General features: G+C 67.8%; 17 protein-coding genes. 5 read left to right on the forward strand and 12 right to left on the reverse strand.

Annotated features, from left to right (window positions below; translation table 11 throughout):
- Positions 1 to 72: 72 nt before the first annotated feature.
- The 3 genes from ACUSIJ_RS19850 (at position 73) to sseA (ending at position 3,029) form a co-directional block, all read left to right on the forward strand.
- The gene (locus ACUSIJ_RS19850) at positions 73 to 1,320 is read left to right on the forward strand and encodes a glycosyltransferase family 4 protein (protein ID WP_449310145.1); all 1,248 of its coding nucleotides are present in this window, start codon (positions 73 to 75) and stop codon (positions 1,318 to 1,320) included.
- Between the two features lie 185 nt (positions 1,321 to 1,505).
- Positions 1,506 to 2,036: a translation initiation factor IF-3 gene (infC, locus tag ACUSIJ_RS19855; protein ID WP_449310146.1), complete on the forward strand. Its 531-nt coding sequence runs from the start codon at positions 1,506 to 1,508 to the stop codon at positions 2,034 to 2,036.
- A 129-nt stretch (positions 2,037 to 2,165) separates the two neighbouring features.
- A complete protein-coding gene (gene sseA / locus ACUSIJ_RS19860) occupies positions 2,166 to 3,029 on the forward strand; it encodes a 3-mercaptopyruvate sulfurtransferase (protein WP_449310166.1) in 864 nt (287 codons plus the stop codon).
- Positions 3,030 to 3,138: 109 nt separating this feature from the next.
- On the opposite strand, the gene ACUSIJ_RS19865 is transcribed toward sseA, so the two are convergent.
- The 10 genes from ACUSIJ_RS19865 to corA form a co-directional block, all read right to left on the reverse strand.
- Entirely contained in the window at positions 3,139 to 3,828 is a 690-nt protein-coding gene (locus ACUSIJ_RS19865; RefSeq protein ID WP_449310147.1) for a 3-oxoacid CoA-transferase subunit B, read from the reverse strand.
- 2 nt (positions 3,829 to 3,830) lie between these two features.
- Positions 3,831 to 4,481, reverse strand: coding sequence for a CoA transferase subunit A (locus ACUSIJ_RS19870; protein WP_449310148.1), 651 nt, complete (start codon positions 4,479 to 4,481; stop codon positions 3,831 to 3,833).
- A gap of 248 nt (positions 4,482 to 4,729) precedes the next feature.
- Positions 4,730 to 5,140: a hypothetical protein gene (locus tag ACUSIJ_RS19875; RefSeq protein ID WP_449310149.1), complete on the reverse strand. Its 411-nt coding sequence runs from the start codon at positions 5,138 to 5,140 to the stop codon at positions 4,730 to 4,732.
- A gap of 40 nt (positions 5,141 to 5,180) precedes the next feature.
- A complete protein-coding gene (locus ACUSIJ_RS19880) occupies positions 5,181 to 5,750 on the reverse strand; it encodes a ShET2/EspL2 family type III secretion system effector toxin (protein WP_449310150.1) in 570 nt (189 codons plus the stop codon).
- Positions 5,751 to 5,897: 147 nt separating this feature from the next.
- Positions 5,898 to 6,977, reverse strand: coding sequence for an RHE_PE00001 family protein (locus ACUSIJ_RS19885; protein WP_449310151.1), 1,080 nt, complete (start codon positions 6,975 to 6,977; stop codon positions 5,898 to 5,900).
- Positions 6,978 to 6,988: 11 nt separating this feature from the next.
- A complete protein-coding gene (locus ACUSIJ_RS19890) occupies positions 6,989 to 7,288 on the reverse strand; it encodes an AzlD family protein (protein WP_449310152.1) in 300 nt (99 codons plus the stop codon).
- Complete coding sequence (locus tag ACUSIJ_RS19895; RefSeq protein ID WP_449310153.1) at positions 7,285 to 8,001, reverse strand: AzlC family ABC transporter permease; 717 nt, start codon at positions 7,999 to 8,001, stop codon at positions 7,285 to 7,287. Before ACUSIJ_RS19895 ends, ACUSIJ_RS19890 begins: the two co-directional genes overlap by 4 nt.
- 2 nt (positions 8,002 to 8,003) lie before the next feature.
- Entirely contained in the window at positions 8,004 to 10,139 is a 2,136-nt protein-coding gene (ligA, locus tag ACUSIJ_RS19900; RefSeq protein ID WP_449310154.1) for an NAD-dependent DNA ligase LigA, read from the reverse strand.
- A gap of 2 nt (positions 10,140 to 10,141) precedes the next feature.
- Complete coding sequence (gene recN / locus ACUSIJ_RS19905; protein ID WP_449310155.1) at positions 10,142 to 11,818, reverse strand: DNA repair protein RecN; 1,677 nt, start codon at positions 11,816 to 11,818, stop codon at positions 10,142 to 10,144.
- 98 nt (positions 11,819 to 11,916) lie between these two features.
- A complete protein-coding gene (gene corA / locus ACUSIJ_RS19910; RefSeq protein ID WP_449310156.1) occupies positions 11,917 to 12,969 on the reverse strand; it encodes a magnesium/cobalt transporter CorA in 1,053 nt (350 codons plus the stop codon).
- Between the two features lie 265 nt (positions 12,970 to 13,234).
- Here corA and ACUSIJ_RS19915 point away from each other — a divergent pair, with 265 nt between their 5' ends.
- Positions 13,235 to 14,239 (forward strand): L-threonylcarbamoyladenylate synthase, encoded by a 1,005-nt coding sequence (locus ACUSIJ_RS19915; RefSeq protein ID WP_449310157.1) that lies wholly within the window; start codon positions 13,235 to 13,237, stop codon positions 14,237 to 14,239.
- A gap of 68 nt (positions 14,240 to 14,307) precedes the next feature.
- Here ACUSIJ_RS19915 and wrbA read toward each other — a convergent pair whose 3' ends face one another.
- On the reverse strand, positions 14,308 to 14,910 hold the full coding sequence (wrbA, locus tag ACUSIJ_RS19920; RefSeq protein ID WP_449310158.1) for an NAD(P)H:quinone oxidoreductase: 603 nt from the start codon (positions 14,908 to 14,910) through the stop codon (positions 14,308 to 14,310).
- A 169-nt stretch (positions 14,911 to 15,079) separates the two neighbouring features.
- On the opposite strand from wrbA, the gene ACUSIJ_RS19925 reads away from it, so the two are divergent.
- A complete protein-coding gene (locus ACUSIJ_RS19925; protein ID WP_449310159.1) occupies positions 15,080 to 16,027 on the forward strand; it encodes a LysR family transcriptional regulator in 948 nt (315 codons plus the stop codon).
- On the opposite strand, the gene ACUSIJ_RS19930 is transcribed toward ACUSIJ_RS19925, so the two are convergent.
- Complete coding sequence (locus ACUSIJ_RS19930) at positions 16,028 to 17,257, reverse strand: cell wall hydrolase (RefSeq protein WP_449310160.1); 1,230 nt, start codon at positions 17,255 to 17,257, stop codon at positions 16,028 to 16,030.
- Between the last annotated feature and the right edge of the window lie 118 nt (positions 17,258 to 17,375).

Genomic DNA, 17,375 nt, shown 5'->3' on the forward strand with positions numbered 1-17,375 from the left:
ACTTGAACTCCATTGCCAGCATGGCCTCGTACGAATCTCTCTTTGCAGCCTTTTACAACGGTGGACCAGACGATGCGACCAGGCGCCTCCCATGCCTCGCCCACCGCCCTTGCGCTGTCCAGGGGGCCGCGCCCGTTGAACGGCCGCACCATTCTCCAGATCGTGCCCGAACTGGAGGCCGGCGGCGCCGAGCGTACCACCGTCGATATCGCCGCCGGGCTCGCGGAAGCGGGTGCACGGGCCCTCGTCGCCACGGAAGGGGGCAGGCTCGTGGGCGAGTTGCAGGCCAACGGCGGCATCTGGATTCCGTTTCCCGCGCGCACCAAGAACCCGCTGTCCATGGCGCTGAACGCGCGCAAGCTGATCGGCATCTGCCGGCGCGAGGGAGTGGAGTTGATCCACGCCCGCTCGCGCGCCCCGGCGTGGGTGGCGCTCCCGGCCGCGCGGGCGCTGCGGCTGCCGTTCGTCACCACCTATCACGGCAGCTATTCCGGCAAGTCCGCCGTCAAGGTGCTCTACAACTCGGTCATGGCGCGCGGCGACGTGGTGATCGCCAACTCGCATTACACGGCCGGCCTGATCGAAGCGGCTTATCCCGTCTCCCACGGACGGGTCAAGGTGATTCACCGGGGCACGGACCTGTCGCGCTACCAGCCGGACAAGGTCGCGCCCGAGCGCGTCGAGGCGCTGCGCAAGGCCTGGGGCATCGCGCCCTATCAGCGGATCGTGCTGCTGGCCGCGCGCCTCACGGCCTGGAAAGGCCAGCGCGTGCTGATCGAGGCGGCGGACCTGCTGCACAGGCAGGGTCTTGCGGACGTGGTGTTCGTCCTCGCTGGCGATCCCCAGGGCCGCGACGGCTACGTGCGCCAGCTCGACAAGGATATCGGCGAGCGGGGGCTCGGCGATGTCGTGCGCCGCGTCGGCCATTGCACCGACATGCCCGCCGCCCTGCTCGCCTCGGCGATCGTCACCGTGCCCTCGACGGAGCCGGAGGCCTTCGGCCGCGTCGCCGTGGAGGCGCAGGCCATGGGCACGCCGGTGATCGTCTCGGATCTCGGCGCCGTGCCCGAAACCGTGCTCGGCCCTCCCGAGGTTCCCGCCAACGAGCGCACGGGCTGGCGCACGCCCCCCGGCGACGCGAAAGCGCTGGCCGAGGCGATCACGGAGGTGTTCGCGCTCGGCGCCTCGGCGCGCCACGCGCTGACCACGCGGGCGCGCAGGCACGCCGAGAGACACTTTTCGCTGGAATACATGGTGAATGAGACACTTGACGTCTACGAGAAACTTCTGGCGGGCGCCCCCGACCGCCGCAGCCGGTGACGGACTCCCTTTTTTCGTGTCCGCACGGCTTTTGATGCTATTGACATTGCGATGCTTTATGCAAATGTTCCCATCCATCGAGGCAATGCGTCGGGCAGGGAGGGCAGTCTGTTTTTTCGGTTGATCCGGGACGTGTCCGCGAGCTGCCCGTCATCAATCAGGAGAGACCAGCCATTCGCCGCCCCATGAGATCGCTTGCGGTTCCGCAGAAGGAAGGGCCGCGCGCCAACAGAGACATCCGTGGCGTTCGTGAAGTTCAGCTTATCGACGAGGAAGGACAGAACCGCGGCGTCGTGCCCTTTTTCGACGCGCTGCGTCTGGCCGAGGAAGCCGGGCTCGATCTCGTCGAAATCGCGCCCAACTCGACGCCGCCGGTCTGCAAGTTGCTCGACTACGGCAAGTTCAAGTTCCTCGAACAGAAGAAGGCTGCCGAGGCGCGCAAGCGGCAGAAGACGGTCGAGGTGAAGGAAATCAAGCTTCGCCCCGGTATCGACGACAACGATTACAACGTCAAGCTGAAGGCGATGCAGCGCTTCTTCGAGGAAGGCGACAAGGTCAAGGTGACGTTGCGCTTCCGCGGCCGCGAGATGGCCCATCAGGACCTCGGCTACAAGCTGATGATCCGCGTCAAGGGCGATACCGTGGATATCGCCAAGGTGGAGAGCGAGCCGCAGCTCGAAGGCCGCCAGATGACCATGGTCCTCGCGCCGCGATAAGTCCGCCGGCCGGTGAGCCTCGGCCGTCGTCGCGTCCGCGTTTCCCGTGCTTGCGTCGTGGGCGCCGCATGCCCACAATGCGCCTCCCGGGCGGCCCGCGACGGAACCGCCCGCCGTTTGCGGGAGCGCATCATGTCATCGCCTATCGTCACCGTTGAATGGCTCGCCGGGAAGCTCGGGCTTCGCGGCGGGCAACCCGATCCGTCGGTCGTCGTCGTGGACGGCTCCTGGTACCTGCCGGACCAGAACCGCGATCCGCAGGCCGAATATCTCGCCGCGCATATCCCCGGCGCCGTCCGCTTCGATATCGACGCCGTCAGTGACGCCTCCTCGGGCCTTCCCCATACATTGCCGCGCCCCGACAGCTTCGCCGCCTCCGCGGGCGCGCTCGGCATCGCGGACACGGACACCATCGTCGTCTACGACGGGGCCGGCCTGTTCTCCGCCGCACGCGTCTGGTGGACTTTTCGCCACTTCGGCGCCCGCAACGTCTTCGTGCTCGACGGCGGCCTGCCGGCATGGAGCGCCGCCGGCCTGCCGGTCGAATCCGGCCCCGCGACGCGCCCGCAGGCACGGTTCGCGGTCGGCCCCTCGCTGGAAACCGCCGCGGATACGGACGCCGTCAGGGCGCATCTCGACGCCGCGACGGCGCAGATTGTCGACGCACGCGGCGCGCCCCGGTTTCGCGGCGAGGCGCCGGAGCCGAGGCCGGGGATACGCTCCGGCCACATCCCCGGAAGCCGCAACCTGCCCTATAGCGAACTCGTGCGCGACGGTCGGCTGAAAAGCCGGCAGGAAATCGAGCAGGCCTTTGCTGACGCCGGCATCGACACGGACAAGCCGGTCGTCGTCACATGCGGCTCGGGCGTGACCGCCGCCGTGCTGGCCCTCGGCCTCAACACCGTGGGCAAGCCGGCATCGGCGCTCTACGACGGCTCGTGGGCGGAATGGGGCTCGCGCGAGGATCTGCCGGTAGCTACCGGCCCGGCCTGAAGCCGCCCGACTGCCAATGTGTTTCATCGTTTCCATGAAACGATGAAACACATCCATTTCTTTGTTTTGAGCAAATTCCGACCGGAAAGCGCTCCGGTGCGGCGTCGCCTCACGCGGCGTCGCGGATCGCCTCGTCGAGGCTGCGCACGGTCAGCACCATTTCCGGCACATAATCGGGCACGATCAGCTTGGCAGTCGTGTTCTCCAGGATGGTGTCGACCACCACGCCGGGGGCGCGCTCGCGCAGCATGAGGCCGTCGCCGGTGGGCTCGATCACGGCCAGATCGGTGATGATCAGCGTGACGCGGCGCAGCGAGGTCAGCGGCAGGGTGCATTTCGGCACGATCTTGGGCTTGCCGCGCGCGGTGTGCTGCATGGCGACGAGCACGCGGCGCGCGCCGGTCACGAGGTCCATGGCGCCGCCCATGCCGGGCACCATCTTGCCGGGCACGACCCAGTTGGCGAGTTGGCCGTTCTCGTCCACCTCGAGGCCGCCGAGCACGGTGGCGTCGACGTGGCCGCCGCGGATGAGACCGAAGGAGACGGAGCTGTCGATCGTCGCCGCGCCCGGCAGGGCGGAGACGAAACCGCCGCCGGCATCCGTCAGATCCTCGTCCTCCATGCCTTCCGGCGGACGGGCGCTCATGCCGATGATGCCGTTCTCGGACTGGAAGAACACGGAGAATTCGGCCGGCACGAACTTCGACACGCCGGTCGGCAGGCCGATGCCGAGGTTGACGAGCGTGGTCGGGTGGAGCTCGCGGGCGACGCGGCGCTGGATGATTTCGATGGCTTCCATGATCAGGCCCTCGCGATCAGGTGTTTGACAAGGACGCCGGGGGTGCGCACCGCATCCGGCGGAATGACGCCCACGGGCACAATGACGCGCGGCTCGCAGATGACCGTGTCCGCAGCCATGGCCATGATCGGGTTGAAGTTCGTGGCGGTGAGCTGATAGGTGAGATTGCCGATGTAATCGGCCTGATCCGCGTAGATGAGTGCGAAGTCGGCCTTCAGCGGCGGCTCGAACAGCCAGTCCTCGCCGTCGATCTCGATGACACGCTTGCCGTCTGCCTCGGGCGTGCCGAGCGCGGTCTTGGTGAGCACGCCGCCGAGCCCGTAACCGGCGGCCCGAAGCTGCTCGACCAGCGTGCCCTGGGGGACGAGATCGATCTCGATGTCGCCGTCGATCATCTGCTTCTGCGCTTCCGGGTTGAGGCCGATGTGGGAGACGATGAGCTTCGAGACCGCGCGCACGTGGACGAGGCGGCCAATGCCGAAATTGGGACGACCCGCGTCGTTGCCGATGACGGTCAGGTCCTTGCGCCCTGCCTCCGCCAGCGCCTCGACGATGCGGTGGGGCGTGCCGACGCCCATGAAACCGCCGATGGCCAGCACGGCGCCATCGGGAATGACTTCCGCAGCCTCCTGCGGCGTGATCGCTTCCTTCATCGTTACCTCCCAGTCGGTACGAAAGTCGAGCAAGGCCCGTCACGCCGCGCTGCCTGCACGCGGATCAACGGCGGAGCGCCTGCCCCGTGCGCGGGTGCGGCACACGCGAGCAGTTCCGGATGAGACCGTACTGCACCAGAAGCATGACGGGGATATGTCGCTAGCGCAAAGTCACGCTACAGCATCCATGCACCGTAGCGCCCGCCTTGCCTGCGGGCGCAGACAGGCCGCGACCATCTGCCATCAGATCAACCACGCCGGGGCACGGGCGGACGCCTCTCCCGCCTGCTCCGCAGCAGGACCAATGCGTACTGCCCTATTAAGAAAGATATTTTGAAAATTTTTCTCTTATTTGCGCTCTTCACCGCCAGCAACGCGGGGAGAAGTTCGCCACACTTGTCATCCGGCAGCAGCTTCAGCAATTCGCCATAGGCTTCGATCGCACGGGCGGTACCGTAGGCTAACGCGATGTAAAGCCCCGGCGTGCCATCTGCGCGCTTCGCCGCCAGCAATTCGAAGAGACGCGTGAATTCAAGGCCTTCATCAGTTGCTGGTTTACTGCTGATGCTGGCCCTGAGGGCGTCAGCCAAAGCACGAATAGCCTCTGAACTGCTGTCCAAGCCCATCATGTGATGAATCATTATCGGAGAGGCGATCATTCCCGACTCTGTCTCAAGAGTATGGAATCTGGATTGCCGTTCAGAGGGATTGGAGCAGTCGAGTCAATTCGAAAGCCATGGCGTGGTTGCCGGACATCAGCAAAAACTGCTTCCTGTCCCAAGGCTCAAGGTCTTTGGCCCATTGATACAAATGGTGGCCAAAACGGTTATTGGCGACGATGTATCCGCCTGCGGCGTTCTCTCGCTCCTTGCGCCATTTCGATTCAATGTCGGAGCCCTGTTTACCTACGACCTTTCGTATTTTCTCAGTCGTCCCGAAGAGTGCCCGCGGACTTACCCAATCGAATATATTCTCACGGCTGGAGATAACGTATTGGGCAGCCAGATGGCGGCATGTGATCGGTGTCCGGTCATCAGTAAATGACTTGCTATTGAGGTTTTCCCACAAATTGTTTGTGTCAAGTGAGAAATGGGGAATGCTCTTATCGGTTATCCGTCCGGTTACCGACATCGCATCCGACGCAAATTGCACATACCAATGCTGCCGGGACTGCGCCGCCGATGACCCGCCCCGTTTGTCGTCGAACGACCTTTCTGACCCATTCAGGTTGGAGAGCGGCAGTGCACTCCCTGAAATTCGGCCAGTCATACAAGCTCCAGTATATTTATACTTGCATCGCTGCGAACTTTAACAGAGCGTATAGAGCGCCCACATAATGATATGATTGCAGAAAATTTTACAAAAACAAGAGCACTATTGCGAACGAACCATGGATGATCCGGCATACTTACTTCACTATACCATCCATGCCCGATATCGCCCGCGACCGGTTGCTTCGCGCAGGCCGAGCTCGGTGATCAGCTTCTGGGCCGCCCGCCGGGTGATGCCAAGCGCCTGCGCGGCGGTGGCCGCCGTCACCAGCGGGCGCGCGGCGGCGAGCGCGACGAGGTCCGGCAGGCGCGAGGTGGTGCGGCGCGCGGCGCATTTGCGTTCGAGCAGAGCGAGCGCGACCGTCAGGCGGTCGTGCTCGGCAAGGCCCGCCTGCGCGCCGGCATGGGCGGCTTCCAGCCAGGCGAGCAGCCGGGAGGAGCGGTCGCGTGAGCGCCGCCGCTCCCAGGGGATCGCGCGCAGGCCGGCGTTGACGGCCGGAAGATGCGCACCCGCCTTGCCGCGCTCGCGCAGATAGGCTGCGATGAGCTGGCGCCCGAGCCAGCCGCGCCGGGGCACGGGCGGATGCGTCTCCCACCTGTCCCACAGCAGCCCCGCCGCGAGCAGCGGCGGCAGGTGCGCCACAGCCTCGGCCGCGCGCCGCCATGCGTCGGGCTCGACCGGGTGACGATCGGGCGAGGCGCCGGCGCGCGCCGCGACGGCCTCGCCGGAGAGAACCCGGCTGGTGCGGACGAGAAGCCTGTTGATAGTCGACAACGCGTCATTGAGCCCGGCATCGCCGCCGGGCATGTCCCGCCCGGCGGCGGAAGAACGCCGCGACGGCGTCGCGAGCGTCTCCCCCGACAGGTGCGCGATGCCGTCGCGGCTCAGCGCCCAGTCCGGCGGACGCTCGGCGATGAGGCGGCGCACCTGCATGACCGCCCGGGCGCGCGTCAGTTGCGGCGTGGGCGCGCGGATGTCGGCCGATGCGTCGTGCAGCACCAGATCCTCGACGGGCACCAGCTCGCCCTCGATCCACAGCGACGCACAGGCGTCCGCATAATGCATCCGCGCCGTGAAGCCGTCACGCAACGGACTGGCGCGCAGGCGCTCGTCGAGCCGCGCCAGCGCATCCTCCGCCGCCACGAGCGGACCCGCGAGCCGCGGCCAGGGAATATCCCCGGGCGGCAGAACGTCGGGAACACCGTCATCGCGCGCATCGGTCATCGCGGCAGCCTCTACAGCAAGGCGCGCAGCACCACCACCGCGGCCACCCCCACAGCGATCACACCGAGAAGCGGCAGGCGCGTCGCCGCCAGACCCGCCGCCACAGCGGCGAGCGTCTCGGGCCAGCCGTGGGTGAGCGCCATGGGGGCGATGAGTGCGAACAGCACGGCGGGCGGTATGGCGTCGATGGCGGCCTTGGCGCGGCCGCGCAGCGTCAGGCGGCTCGCGAGCAGAAAACCCGCCAGCCGGGTGAAATAGGTGACCGCCGACATCATGACGATGGCGAGCAGGGTGCCGGGATCGACGCTCACGATGCCTCGCCCTCCTCCGGCGCGGTGAACCACGCCGTCGCGATGCCCGCCGCCGCGCCGGCAAGGACGTTCCACGGCTCGCCGACGAGCATCGTCACCAGCGCCGACGCGCTGCCGCTCGCGACGAGCACCCACAGCGTAGGCCGGCCGCGCCAGAAACCGGCGATGAGGCCGATGAACAGCGCCGTGAAGGCGAAGTCGAGGCCGATCGCGGCGGGATCGCCCAGGAGCGGCCCGACGATCGAGCCGGTGACCGTCGACGCCACCCAGACGATCTGCACCGGCACCGCCATGCAGAACCAGTAGGCGACGGTGACGGTCTGCCGCCGCGCGCGCCGCTCGCCGAGCGCCCACGCCTCGTCCGTCATGAACCATGCGGCGACCCACAGCCGCCAGCCCCTGAAGGCATGCATCTTCGGCGCGAGCGACACGCCCATCAGGATATGACGGGCGCTCACCAGCACGGTCGAGACGAACAGCGCCAGATAGGGGATCGGCAGTTTCCAGATGCCGATGGCGGCGAATTCCGCCCCGCCGGAAAACACCAGCGTCGACATCAGCCAGACCTCGCCGCTCGTCCATCCCTTCGTCGTGCAGATCGCACCGAACAGGAAGCCGATGGGCAGCACGGCGACGAGCACGGGCGCGATCTCGGCAAGGCCCTCGCGGATTTCCCCGGACGCGGACGCCCGATGCACGGAATACATGTTCATGGTCAGCCAACGCCCGCGAGTTCGAGCCACGCCGCCTCGTCGATGACCTCGACGCCGAGTTCCTTCGCCCGCTCCAGCTTCGACCCCGCCTTGGGACCGGCGACGACGAGATCGGTCTTCGCCGACACCGAGCCCGCGACCTTGGCGCCCAGCCGCTCAGCCATGGCCTTGGCCTCGTCGCGCGTCATGCGCTCCAGCGAGCCGGTGAAGACGACGGTCTTGCCCGCCACCGGGCTGTCGCCGCCGACGGCCTCCATCGGCTCGGGCGTCACTTCGCCCAGCAGCGCGTCGAGCGTTTCGATATTGTGCGGCTCGGCGAAGAACTGCACGATGGCGTCCGCCACCACCGGGCCGATGCCGTCGATGGACGTCAGCTCCGCCCAGGCCTCGTTGTTGAGCTGCTCCGCCGAAATCCCCTGGCCCGCCGCGACCGCCGCCTGGCGGAACGCGTCGAAACTGCCGTAGTGGCGCGCCAGGAGCTTCGCCGTGGTGTCGCCGACATGGCGGATGCCGAGCGCGTAGATGAAGCGGTTCAGCCCCACCCTGCGGCGCTCCTCGATGGCGGCGAAGAGGTTGCGCACGCTCGTTTCGCCGAATCCTTCCCGCGCCCTGAGCGGCGTCATGCTGCCGGCGTCGCGCGCGGCGAGCGTGAAGATGTCCTGCGGACCGCGTATCAGCCCCTCGGCATAGAACAGCTCGATCTGCTTTTCGCCGAGCCCCTCGATGTCGAAGGCGTTGCGGGACACGAAATGCCGCAGCCGCTCCACGGCCTGCGCCGCGCAGGTGAGCCCGCCGGTGCAGCGGCGCGCGACGTCCTGACGGCCGGTGCGCGGGTTGATCTCGCGTACCGCATGCGCGCCGCACACGGGGCACGTCTGCGGGAATTCATAAGGCGCGGAACCCGCCGGCCGGCGCTCTGGCACGATGCCGGTGATCTGCGGGATCACGTCGCCGGCGCGCTGGATCACGACGGTGTCGCCGATGCGTACATCCTTGCGGGCGATCTCGTCCTCGTTGTGGAGGCTCGCGTTCGACACCATGACGCCGCCCACCGTCACCGGCCGCAGCTTGGCGACCGGCGTCAGCACGCCGGTGCGCCCCACCTGGATCTCGATGGCGAGCACCTCGGTCATGGCGCGCTCGGCGGCGAACTTGTGCGCCAGCGCCCAGCGCGGGCTGCGCGAGACAAAGCCGAGCCGCCCCTGCAGGGCGAGGCTGTCGACCTTGTAGACCACGCCGTCGATGTCGTAGCCGAGCGCAGCGCGCTCTGCCTCGATGGCGCGGTAGTGGGTGATGAGGTCGTCCACCGAATAGCACAGCTTCATCATCGGGTTGATGGGAAGCCCCCAGCGCCCGAACCCGGCGATGACGCCGAACTGCGTGTCGCCCGGCAGCGCCGACGCCTCGCCCCAGGCATAGGCGAAGAAGGCGAGCGGCCGCGAGGCGGTGATCGACGCGTCGAGCTGGCGCAGCGAACCGGCGGCGGCGTTGCGCGGGTTGGCGAACAGCGGCCGGCCGGCTTCCTGCTGGCGGCGGTTGAGGTCGGCAAAGTCCTCGTGGCGCATGTAGATCTCGCCGCGCACCTCGATGAGGTCCGGCACGCCGCCTCCCGCCAGACGGTGCGGAATGGCGGAGACCGTGCGCACGTTGGCGGTAACGTCCTCGCCCTCCTCGCCGTCGCCGCGCGTCGCGGCCCGCACCAGTTCCCCGCCCTCATAGCGCAGGCTGCATGACAGGCCATCGATCTTGGGTTCGGCCGTGAACGCGAGCGGCGCATCGGCCGCCAGGTCGAGAAAGCGGCGGATGCGGGCGACGAATTCGACGACGTCCTCGTCGTAAAAGCCGTTGGCGAGCGAGAGCATCGGCACCTTGTGCCGCACCTTGGCGAACTTTTCCGAGGGCTTCGCCCCCACCTTGTTCGACAGGCTGTCCGCGTCGCGCAAGGTGGGGAAACGCGCTTCCAGCGCCTCGTAGCGCAGGCGCAGCGCGTCGTATTCGGCGTCCGAGATGGTCGGCGCATCCTCGGTATAATAGTGCATGTCGTGAGCGGCGATCTCCTCGCCCAGCGCCTTGTGCTCGCGCTTCGCCTCACGCGGGGTCAGGATCGCCACATCGACGGCGCGCAGATCGGATGCCATCGTCATGCTCCCTTCAGGAGCCTGACGGCGGCGGCGCGCGCTTCCGCCGTGATGGTCGCGCCGGCGAGCATGCGGGCGATCTCCTCCTGCCGTTCGTCATGCTCCAGCGGCGCGACGCGCGTCGCCACGCGCTCGTCGGCCCCGCCGGCGGGAACCGATTCCTTGGCGATGAGGAGATGGCGCGCGGCGCGCGCGGCCACCTGCGGCGCGTGCGTCACCGCCATGACCTGGACGCCCGCCGACAGGCGCGCCAGCCGGTGGCCGATGGCGTCCGCCACCGCGCCGCCGACGCCGGTATCGATCTCGTCGAAGACGAGCGTCGGCGCGGAGCCGCGATCCGCCAGCACCACCTTCAGCGCCAGCATGAAGCGCGACAGCTCGCCCCCCGACGCCACCTTCATCATCGCGCCGGGCTTCGTGCCTGGATTGGTCTGCACCCAGAATTCCACCCTGTCGAACCCCTCCAAGGCGCGCGCCGCCTCATCCGTATCGACGCGCGTGATGAAGCGCGCACGCTCCAGCTTGAGCGGCGGCAACTCGGCGTTGACCGCCGCATCGAGCCCTTCGCCCGCCGCATGGCGCGCCCGGCTCAGCGCCTTCGCCGCCGCGACATAGGCCGCCTCGGTCTCCGCCAGCTCCGCCGAGAGGGCCGCAAGCCGCCCCTCGCCGGCGTCGAGCGCGGCGAGATCGGCCTCGAATTTTTCACGCAGAGCTGGAAGATCGTCTGCCAACACGTTGAATTTCCGTGATGCCGCGCGGATGGCGAACAGCCGTTCCTCGGTCTGCTCCAGCTCGCGCGGGTCGAATTCCGCGTCGCGCAACGCCTGTTCCAGCGCGCTGCCGGCGAGTTCGATGGCGTTCAGCGCCTCGTCGAGCGCCGACACGCATGGCTCAATGAGCTCAGGCGCCTGATCCGTCCGCCGTTCCAGCCGCCGCATCACGGAGGAGATGACCGGCACCGGCGAGCCGTGCCCGGCGACCGACTCGTAGGCTTCCTGCAGCTCGCGGGCGACCTTTTCGGATTGCATCATGGTCTGGCGGCGGATGGCCAGAGCCTCCTCCTCGCCCGCCTCCACTGCGAGCGCGACGAGCTCCTCGGCCGCGTGGCGCAGGAAATCCGCCTCCTGGCGCGCGGCCTCGACACGCGCCGTGTGCTCGGCGAGTTCCCGCTTCAGCCGCTGATAGGCGTGATAGGCGCGCGCCACCGCCTCCGCCTCTTCGCGAAGATCGCCCAGCGCGTCGAGAATGGCGCGATGCGAGGCGGCGTCGGTGAGAGCGCGGTCGTCGTGCTGGCCGTGGATCTCGACGAGATGCACGCCGATGCCGCGCAGGGTCTGGGCGCTCACCGGCCGGTCGTTGACGAAGGCGCGGGTGCGCCCGTCCGCGTACTGCACCCGGCGCAGGATGATCTGGTCCTCGCCCTCGTCGACAAACTCCGCCGCCGCGAGGCGGGCGGGATGCTCGGCCGCGACCTCGAACACCGCCGACACCTGCCCCTGCGCCTCGCCGTGGCGCACCAGCGAGCCGTCGCCGCGCCCGCCGAGCGCCAGCGCGAACGCGTCGAGCAGGATGGACTTCCCCGCGCCGGTCTCGCCGGTGAGAACGGTCAGTCCGGCCCCTAGGATGAGGTCGAGACGGTCGATCAGGACGATGTCGCGTATCGAGAGATGGACCAGCATCGTTAACACGTATCCGCACAACGACGCCGGTTGTCATCGTTCCCGAAAGCGTCGTTATTCTTATAGAACGGAAGGAACATAATGGCAACGGGCCTCCGTCACAGCCAGCCCTTCCAGCGGAAGAAGAAGTAGGGCGTGACCGCCGCCGTGATCATGACGAGGATAGCGACGGGATAGCCGAACTGCCAGCCCAGCTCCGGCATATCCTGAAAGTTCATGCCGTAGATCGACGCGATCAGCGTCGGCGGCATGAACACCACGGACATGACCGAGAACAGCTTGATGATGTTGTTCTGTTCGAGATTCACGAGGCCGAGCGTCGCGTCAAGCAGGAACTGGATCTTGCCGGACTGGAAGTTCGCGTGCTCCTCCAGGGACTGGATGTCGCGCAGGACGGTGCGCATTTCCTTTCTCAGCTCGCCCGATCCGCCCGCGCCGCGAAAGCTCGCGGTAAGGAACAGGAGGGCGCGTTCCAGCGAGACGAGGCTTTCGCGGCTCATGGAGATGAGCGTCCCGGCGCGGCCCAAGGCGCGCAGGGTCTTCTGGTGCTCGGCGGTTGCGGTCTTCCCCGAGGCCTCGAACACGGAGCGCGACAGCTTGTTGATCTCCTCCGCCGTGGTCTGCAGCAGTTCGGCGGAGCGATCGATGATGGCGTCGATCAGCCCCTGAAAGACGGCTTCGGCCGTGGTGCCCGCTCCGCCCGGCTTCGATGCGCGGAACGCGTACATGGGAAAGGCGCGCGGCTCGTCGTAGCGCACGGTCACCAGCGTGTTGCCCTTGAGCACGAAGGTCACGCCGGCCATGTCGGCCTCGTCGTCGATGGCGACGATGAGCTTGATGGTGATGTAGCGTGCGCCGTTCTCGTGATAGAGCAGTTCGGAAAGCTCGATGTCCTCCATGTCCTCGCGGGTAGGCATCTCGATGCCGAGCGTCTGCTCGACGAGCTGCTCTTCCGCCCGCGTCGGCTCCACGAGGTCGACCCACAGCGCATCGGGAGGGATGGGTTCGCCGAAACCCAGCGTCTGCCGTTGCAGCTGGGGGCCCAGCGGCTGCAAATCGCGCCCACCCTCCTCCACGGACTGGTCGGCGGGGCCGGACTGGTCAGCGTGGAGCCGGGTGCCGGCGGGCGCGATGCGGTAGACGATCAGCATGCCGTTGATTCCTGATGTGGTCCGTTGTGGGGGGCGCCACGCGATGCGCGCGTGGCAAGATGCTTATGCGTGCGCCCGGCCGCCGTCAACGCCGCCCCGCACTGCGGGCTGGCGCGGCCTGCCGGGTTCTGCTATCGGCTGCCTGCATGGCCGGATTCATGGCCGGATTCATGGTCGAATTGATGGCCGGATTCATGTTCACGGCTCATTCCGGGCCGCGCGACGCGGTTTCCGGAAATCCGCAAGCCGCCTATATCTGCTTTCGATGACAGTCTTTGACGATTCGCCCCAAGTGACGCTGCTGCTGCCGACGACGCCCGCGGGCCTTGCCCGAGCGGGCGCGCTGCTGCGCGAGGGCCGGCTCGTCGCCTTCCCGACGGAAACCGTCTACGGCCTCGGCGCGGACGCCACCAGCGCGCGGGCGGTGGCCGCCATCTATGCGGCTAAGGAGCGACCGCGCTTCAACCCGCTGATCGCCCATTACGCCGACAAGGCGGACGCCTTCCGCCACGGCCGGTTCGACGCGGCGGCGCGGAAACTCGCCGATGCATTCTGGCCCGGGCCGCTGACGCTCGTCGTGCCGAGGGCCGCGGATTGCCCGATCTGCGATCTCGCCTCGGCCGGGCTCGACAGCGTCGCCATGCGCGTGCCTTCCCACCCGGTCGCGCACGCGCTGCTGCGCGAAGCGGGACGACCGGTCGCAGCCCCCTCGGCCAACCGGTCGGGGCGCGTCAGCCCCACGATGGCCGCGCACGTCCTGGGCGATCTCGACGGCAGGGTCGCGGCGGTGGTCGATGGCGGCGAAACGCAGGTCGGCGTCGAATCGTCCATCGTCTCGTGCCTCGGCGAACGTCCGGTGCTGCTGCGCCCCGGCGGGGTGACGCGCGCGGCGCTGGAGCAGGTTCTCGGCTTTGCGGTCGACAGCGCTCACGCCGAGATTCAGCCGGACGGCGAAGCGCCCCTCGCGCCGGGGCAGCTTGCGTCTCACTATGCGCCGCGGGCGCTTGTCCGGCTCAATGCCGGGAGCATTCTGCCGGGCGAAGCGGCGCTGCTGTTCGGCGATCCACTGCCGGGCACGGAGCAGGCGCTCGCGTGCCTCAACCTCAGCCCGACGCGCGACGTGGCCGAGGCGGCGACGCGCCTGTTCTCGGCACTGCGCGCGCTCGATCTGCCCGGCGTGACGGCGATCGCGGTCGCGCCGATCCCGGATGCGGGGCTCGGAGAAGCGATCAACGACAGGCTGAGGCGCGCTGCCGCCCCTCGCCCCTGAGCGGGGATAGCCCTAAATTAAAAGGCGGCCTTGCGGCCGCCCCTGTCGTGCCGATGGCCGGCGCGGCCTCACGCCTTGAGCTTGGCCGCGAGCTTCGCCACATGCGCGCCCTGGAACTTCGCGCCGTCGAGTTCGATCTGCGACGGCTGGCGGCTGCCGTCGGAGGCTGCGATCGTGGCAGCACCGTAGGGCGAGCCGCCGGCGATCTCGTCGAGGGTGGTCTGGCCGGCGAACGAATACGGCAGCCCGGCGATGACGAAGCCGTGGTGCAGCAGCGTCGGCAGCAGGGTCAGAATGGTCGATTCCTGTCCCCCGTGCTGGGTGGCGGAGGACGTGAAGACCGCCCCCACCTTGCCGATCAGCGCGCCCTTGGCCCACAGGCCGCCCGTCTGATCGAGGAAGGCGCGAAGCTGGGACGTCACCGAGCCGAAACGGGTCGGCGAACCGAAGATGATGGCGTCATAGTCAGCGAGTTCCTCGACGGTGGCGACGGGCGCCTTCTGGTCGAGCTTGAAATGCGCGTTGCGGGCGATTTCCTCCGGTACCGTTTCCGGCACACGCTTCACCACCGCCTCGGCGCCCGCGGACGCCGCGCCTTCGGCGACCGCATAGGCGAGGGTTTCGACGTGGCCATAGGTCGAATAGTACAGGACAAGGACTTTCGCTGTCATTGGACGGAGCTCCGTTTCGTGAAGGGATGCAGCAACCTAGCATTTCCTCCTGGCATCGGGGCTGGTATCTGCGCAGAATGATCCTTGCAAAAATGCAAGGAATGCGGGCAGAGTCCCTTCGGGAACCTCGATAAATTCCATCCGCCGGATTTTGCGCAGGAGTACACACGTGGAACAGCGACATGCCACCGCGACGGATGTCACCAGCCGCCTGTCATGGGACGAATTCCGGCTCGTGCGCGCGATATGCGAGAGCGGATCGCTGACAGGCGCCGCCGAGGCGCTCGGCGTCAACCATTCCACGGTGTTCCGCCGGCTCGCGGCGTTGGAGGACCTGCTCGGGGTCAGGCTCTTCGACCGGCATCGCTCGGGCTACACGCCGACGCCGCCCGGCGAGGAGATGCTCGCCATTTCCGAGCGCTGGGTGGACGACGTCTCGGCGCTCGGGCGCCTGCTGATGGGCTGCGCCCACGCGCCGGCAGGCGAATTGCGCATCACCACCAACGATACCCTGCTGATGCACCTGCTGACGCCGCTGTTCGCCGGGTTCCGCGAGTCCTATCCCCAGATCCAGCTTGAAATCCTGCTGTCCAACCAGCCGCTGAACCTGTCGCGGCGCGACGCGGACATCGCCATCCGCGCCACCGACAATCCGCCGGAAACGCTGGTGGGGCGGCGTATCAGCGCGATGTCGTGGGCCGTGTACGGACGTCGTGCCGATTTCGGCGACGGGCCCGTCGGCGCGAACGATCTCACGGGGCGCAACTGGGTATCGATGAACGACCATTTCGCACCGATGAAGGCGGTCCGCTACGTGCGCGAGAGCGCGCCGCCGGAGCGCATCGTCTACCGCGTCAACAGCGTGCTCGGACTGTCGGAAGCGGTGCAGGCCGGCATCGGCATCGGCCCGCTGCCGTGCTTCATCGCCGACGCGCAGCCGTCGCTCCGGCGGCTGATGCCTCCCAACCCGGATTTCTCGACGAGCCTGTGGCTGCTCACGCACCCGGACCTGCGCCGCTCGGTGCGCGTGCGCGCGTTCCTCGATTACGCGGGCGCGGAAATCAGCCGGCTGCGGCCGTTCCTGGAGGGCGAGGAACGGCAAAGCTCGGCGGCCTGATCACGTCTGGCCCGGCCGCAGCTTGTAGAAGATGTGGCGGCCGATGACGTCCATCTTCTTCAGGCGGCTCGCCCAATAGGGCCGCACGTAATTGGCGTGGTAGTGGGTCGCGCCGCCCACTTCGGTGTTGTACATCGTGCCCGCCATCACCTGCTCGGACACCCGCACGGCCGCGCGCCACGAGCGCTGGTCGGCGATGCGCAGCGAGCGCCCTTCGCAGGCGAAGGAGAACTGGCACGCCTTGAAGCGGTGGCGGTTCTGGTAGACGACGCCGCAGACGCTCTTCGGATAGAGGCCGCTTTTCACGCGGTTCAGCACCACCTGCGCCACGGCGGCCTGCCCCGCTTCCGATTCGCCGCGCGCCTCGAAATAGACCGCCTCGGCCAGGCAGCGCGCCTCGCGCTGCATGTTGTTGGCGTCGAGCAGATGCGCGTAGCCGATCGACGGCCCGGTTTCGGACTTGACGATGGCCGACATGTTGCCGAGGCTCTGCCCCGGCTGCAGCGAGACGGGGGCGGCGGCGATCTCCACCGGAATGATCTCGGCGGGCACCGGCGTCACCGAGGCCAGCGCCTGCGCGGCCGAGGAAGCGGGCGTCGCGCCGTCGCCGAGCAGGATAGTGACACCCCCCGCTCGCACATAGGCCGGCGTCGTGCGCGGCGCCAGCGCCTGGCGGATGGCGACGGCCTCCTCGTCGCTGATCGACTCCATCGCCCACATTTCGTCAGCGGTGGGGATCTCGGTGGTGCCCTCCATCAGCAGGGTGGGCGGCAGCAGTTCGATATCGCGGGAAAGCAGCGCCTGCGAGAATGCGCCGCGCCCGAAGCGCGCCGCCTGGGCGCTGCGGCTGATCGTGACCGGCATGGCGGTGACGGGATCGCCCTTGCCCGTCCTGACGACCTGCGGCCAACCCGAGAACTGCTGTTTCAGCTCGTCGCGCAACGGGGCGGAATCCCCGTCTTCCGCCGCAGCGGTCAGCGTGGCCGAGCGCAGGGCATCGCGCAGGCCGGGCGACGGCAGCCCGACCATGCTCGCGGTGGCACGGGTGACGCCGGGCACGATGTCCGCGTCCGTCAGCGCCACGGCGCGGGAGACGGGCGACAGGCTGATGCCGGAGATATCGCTCTGCTGGCCGGCGGTCGCGGTGAAGGAGACCAGCATGCCGCCGGCCAAGGCCCACGGAGCCGCCGTGGCGAACGCCCAGACAATTCCCGAATGACGTCGACGCATGGGGGTAACTCAACTTGACGAATTCTCGTTATGGTTATCGCGTGTCAAGGTTGAGGCTTGGTTAAAGAAGCGGGCGCCGCTGTCGATAATGACAGCGGCGCCCGCCCTTCGACCCATT

The sequence above is a fragment of the Pseudochelatococcus sp. B33 genome (genome assembly GCF_053570585.1).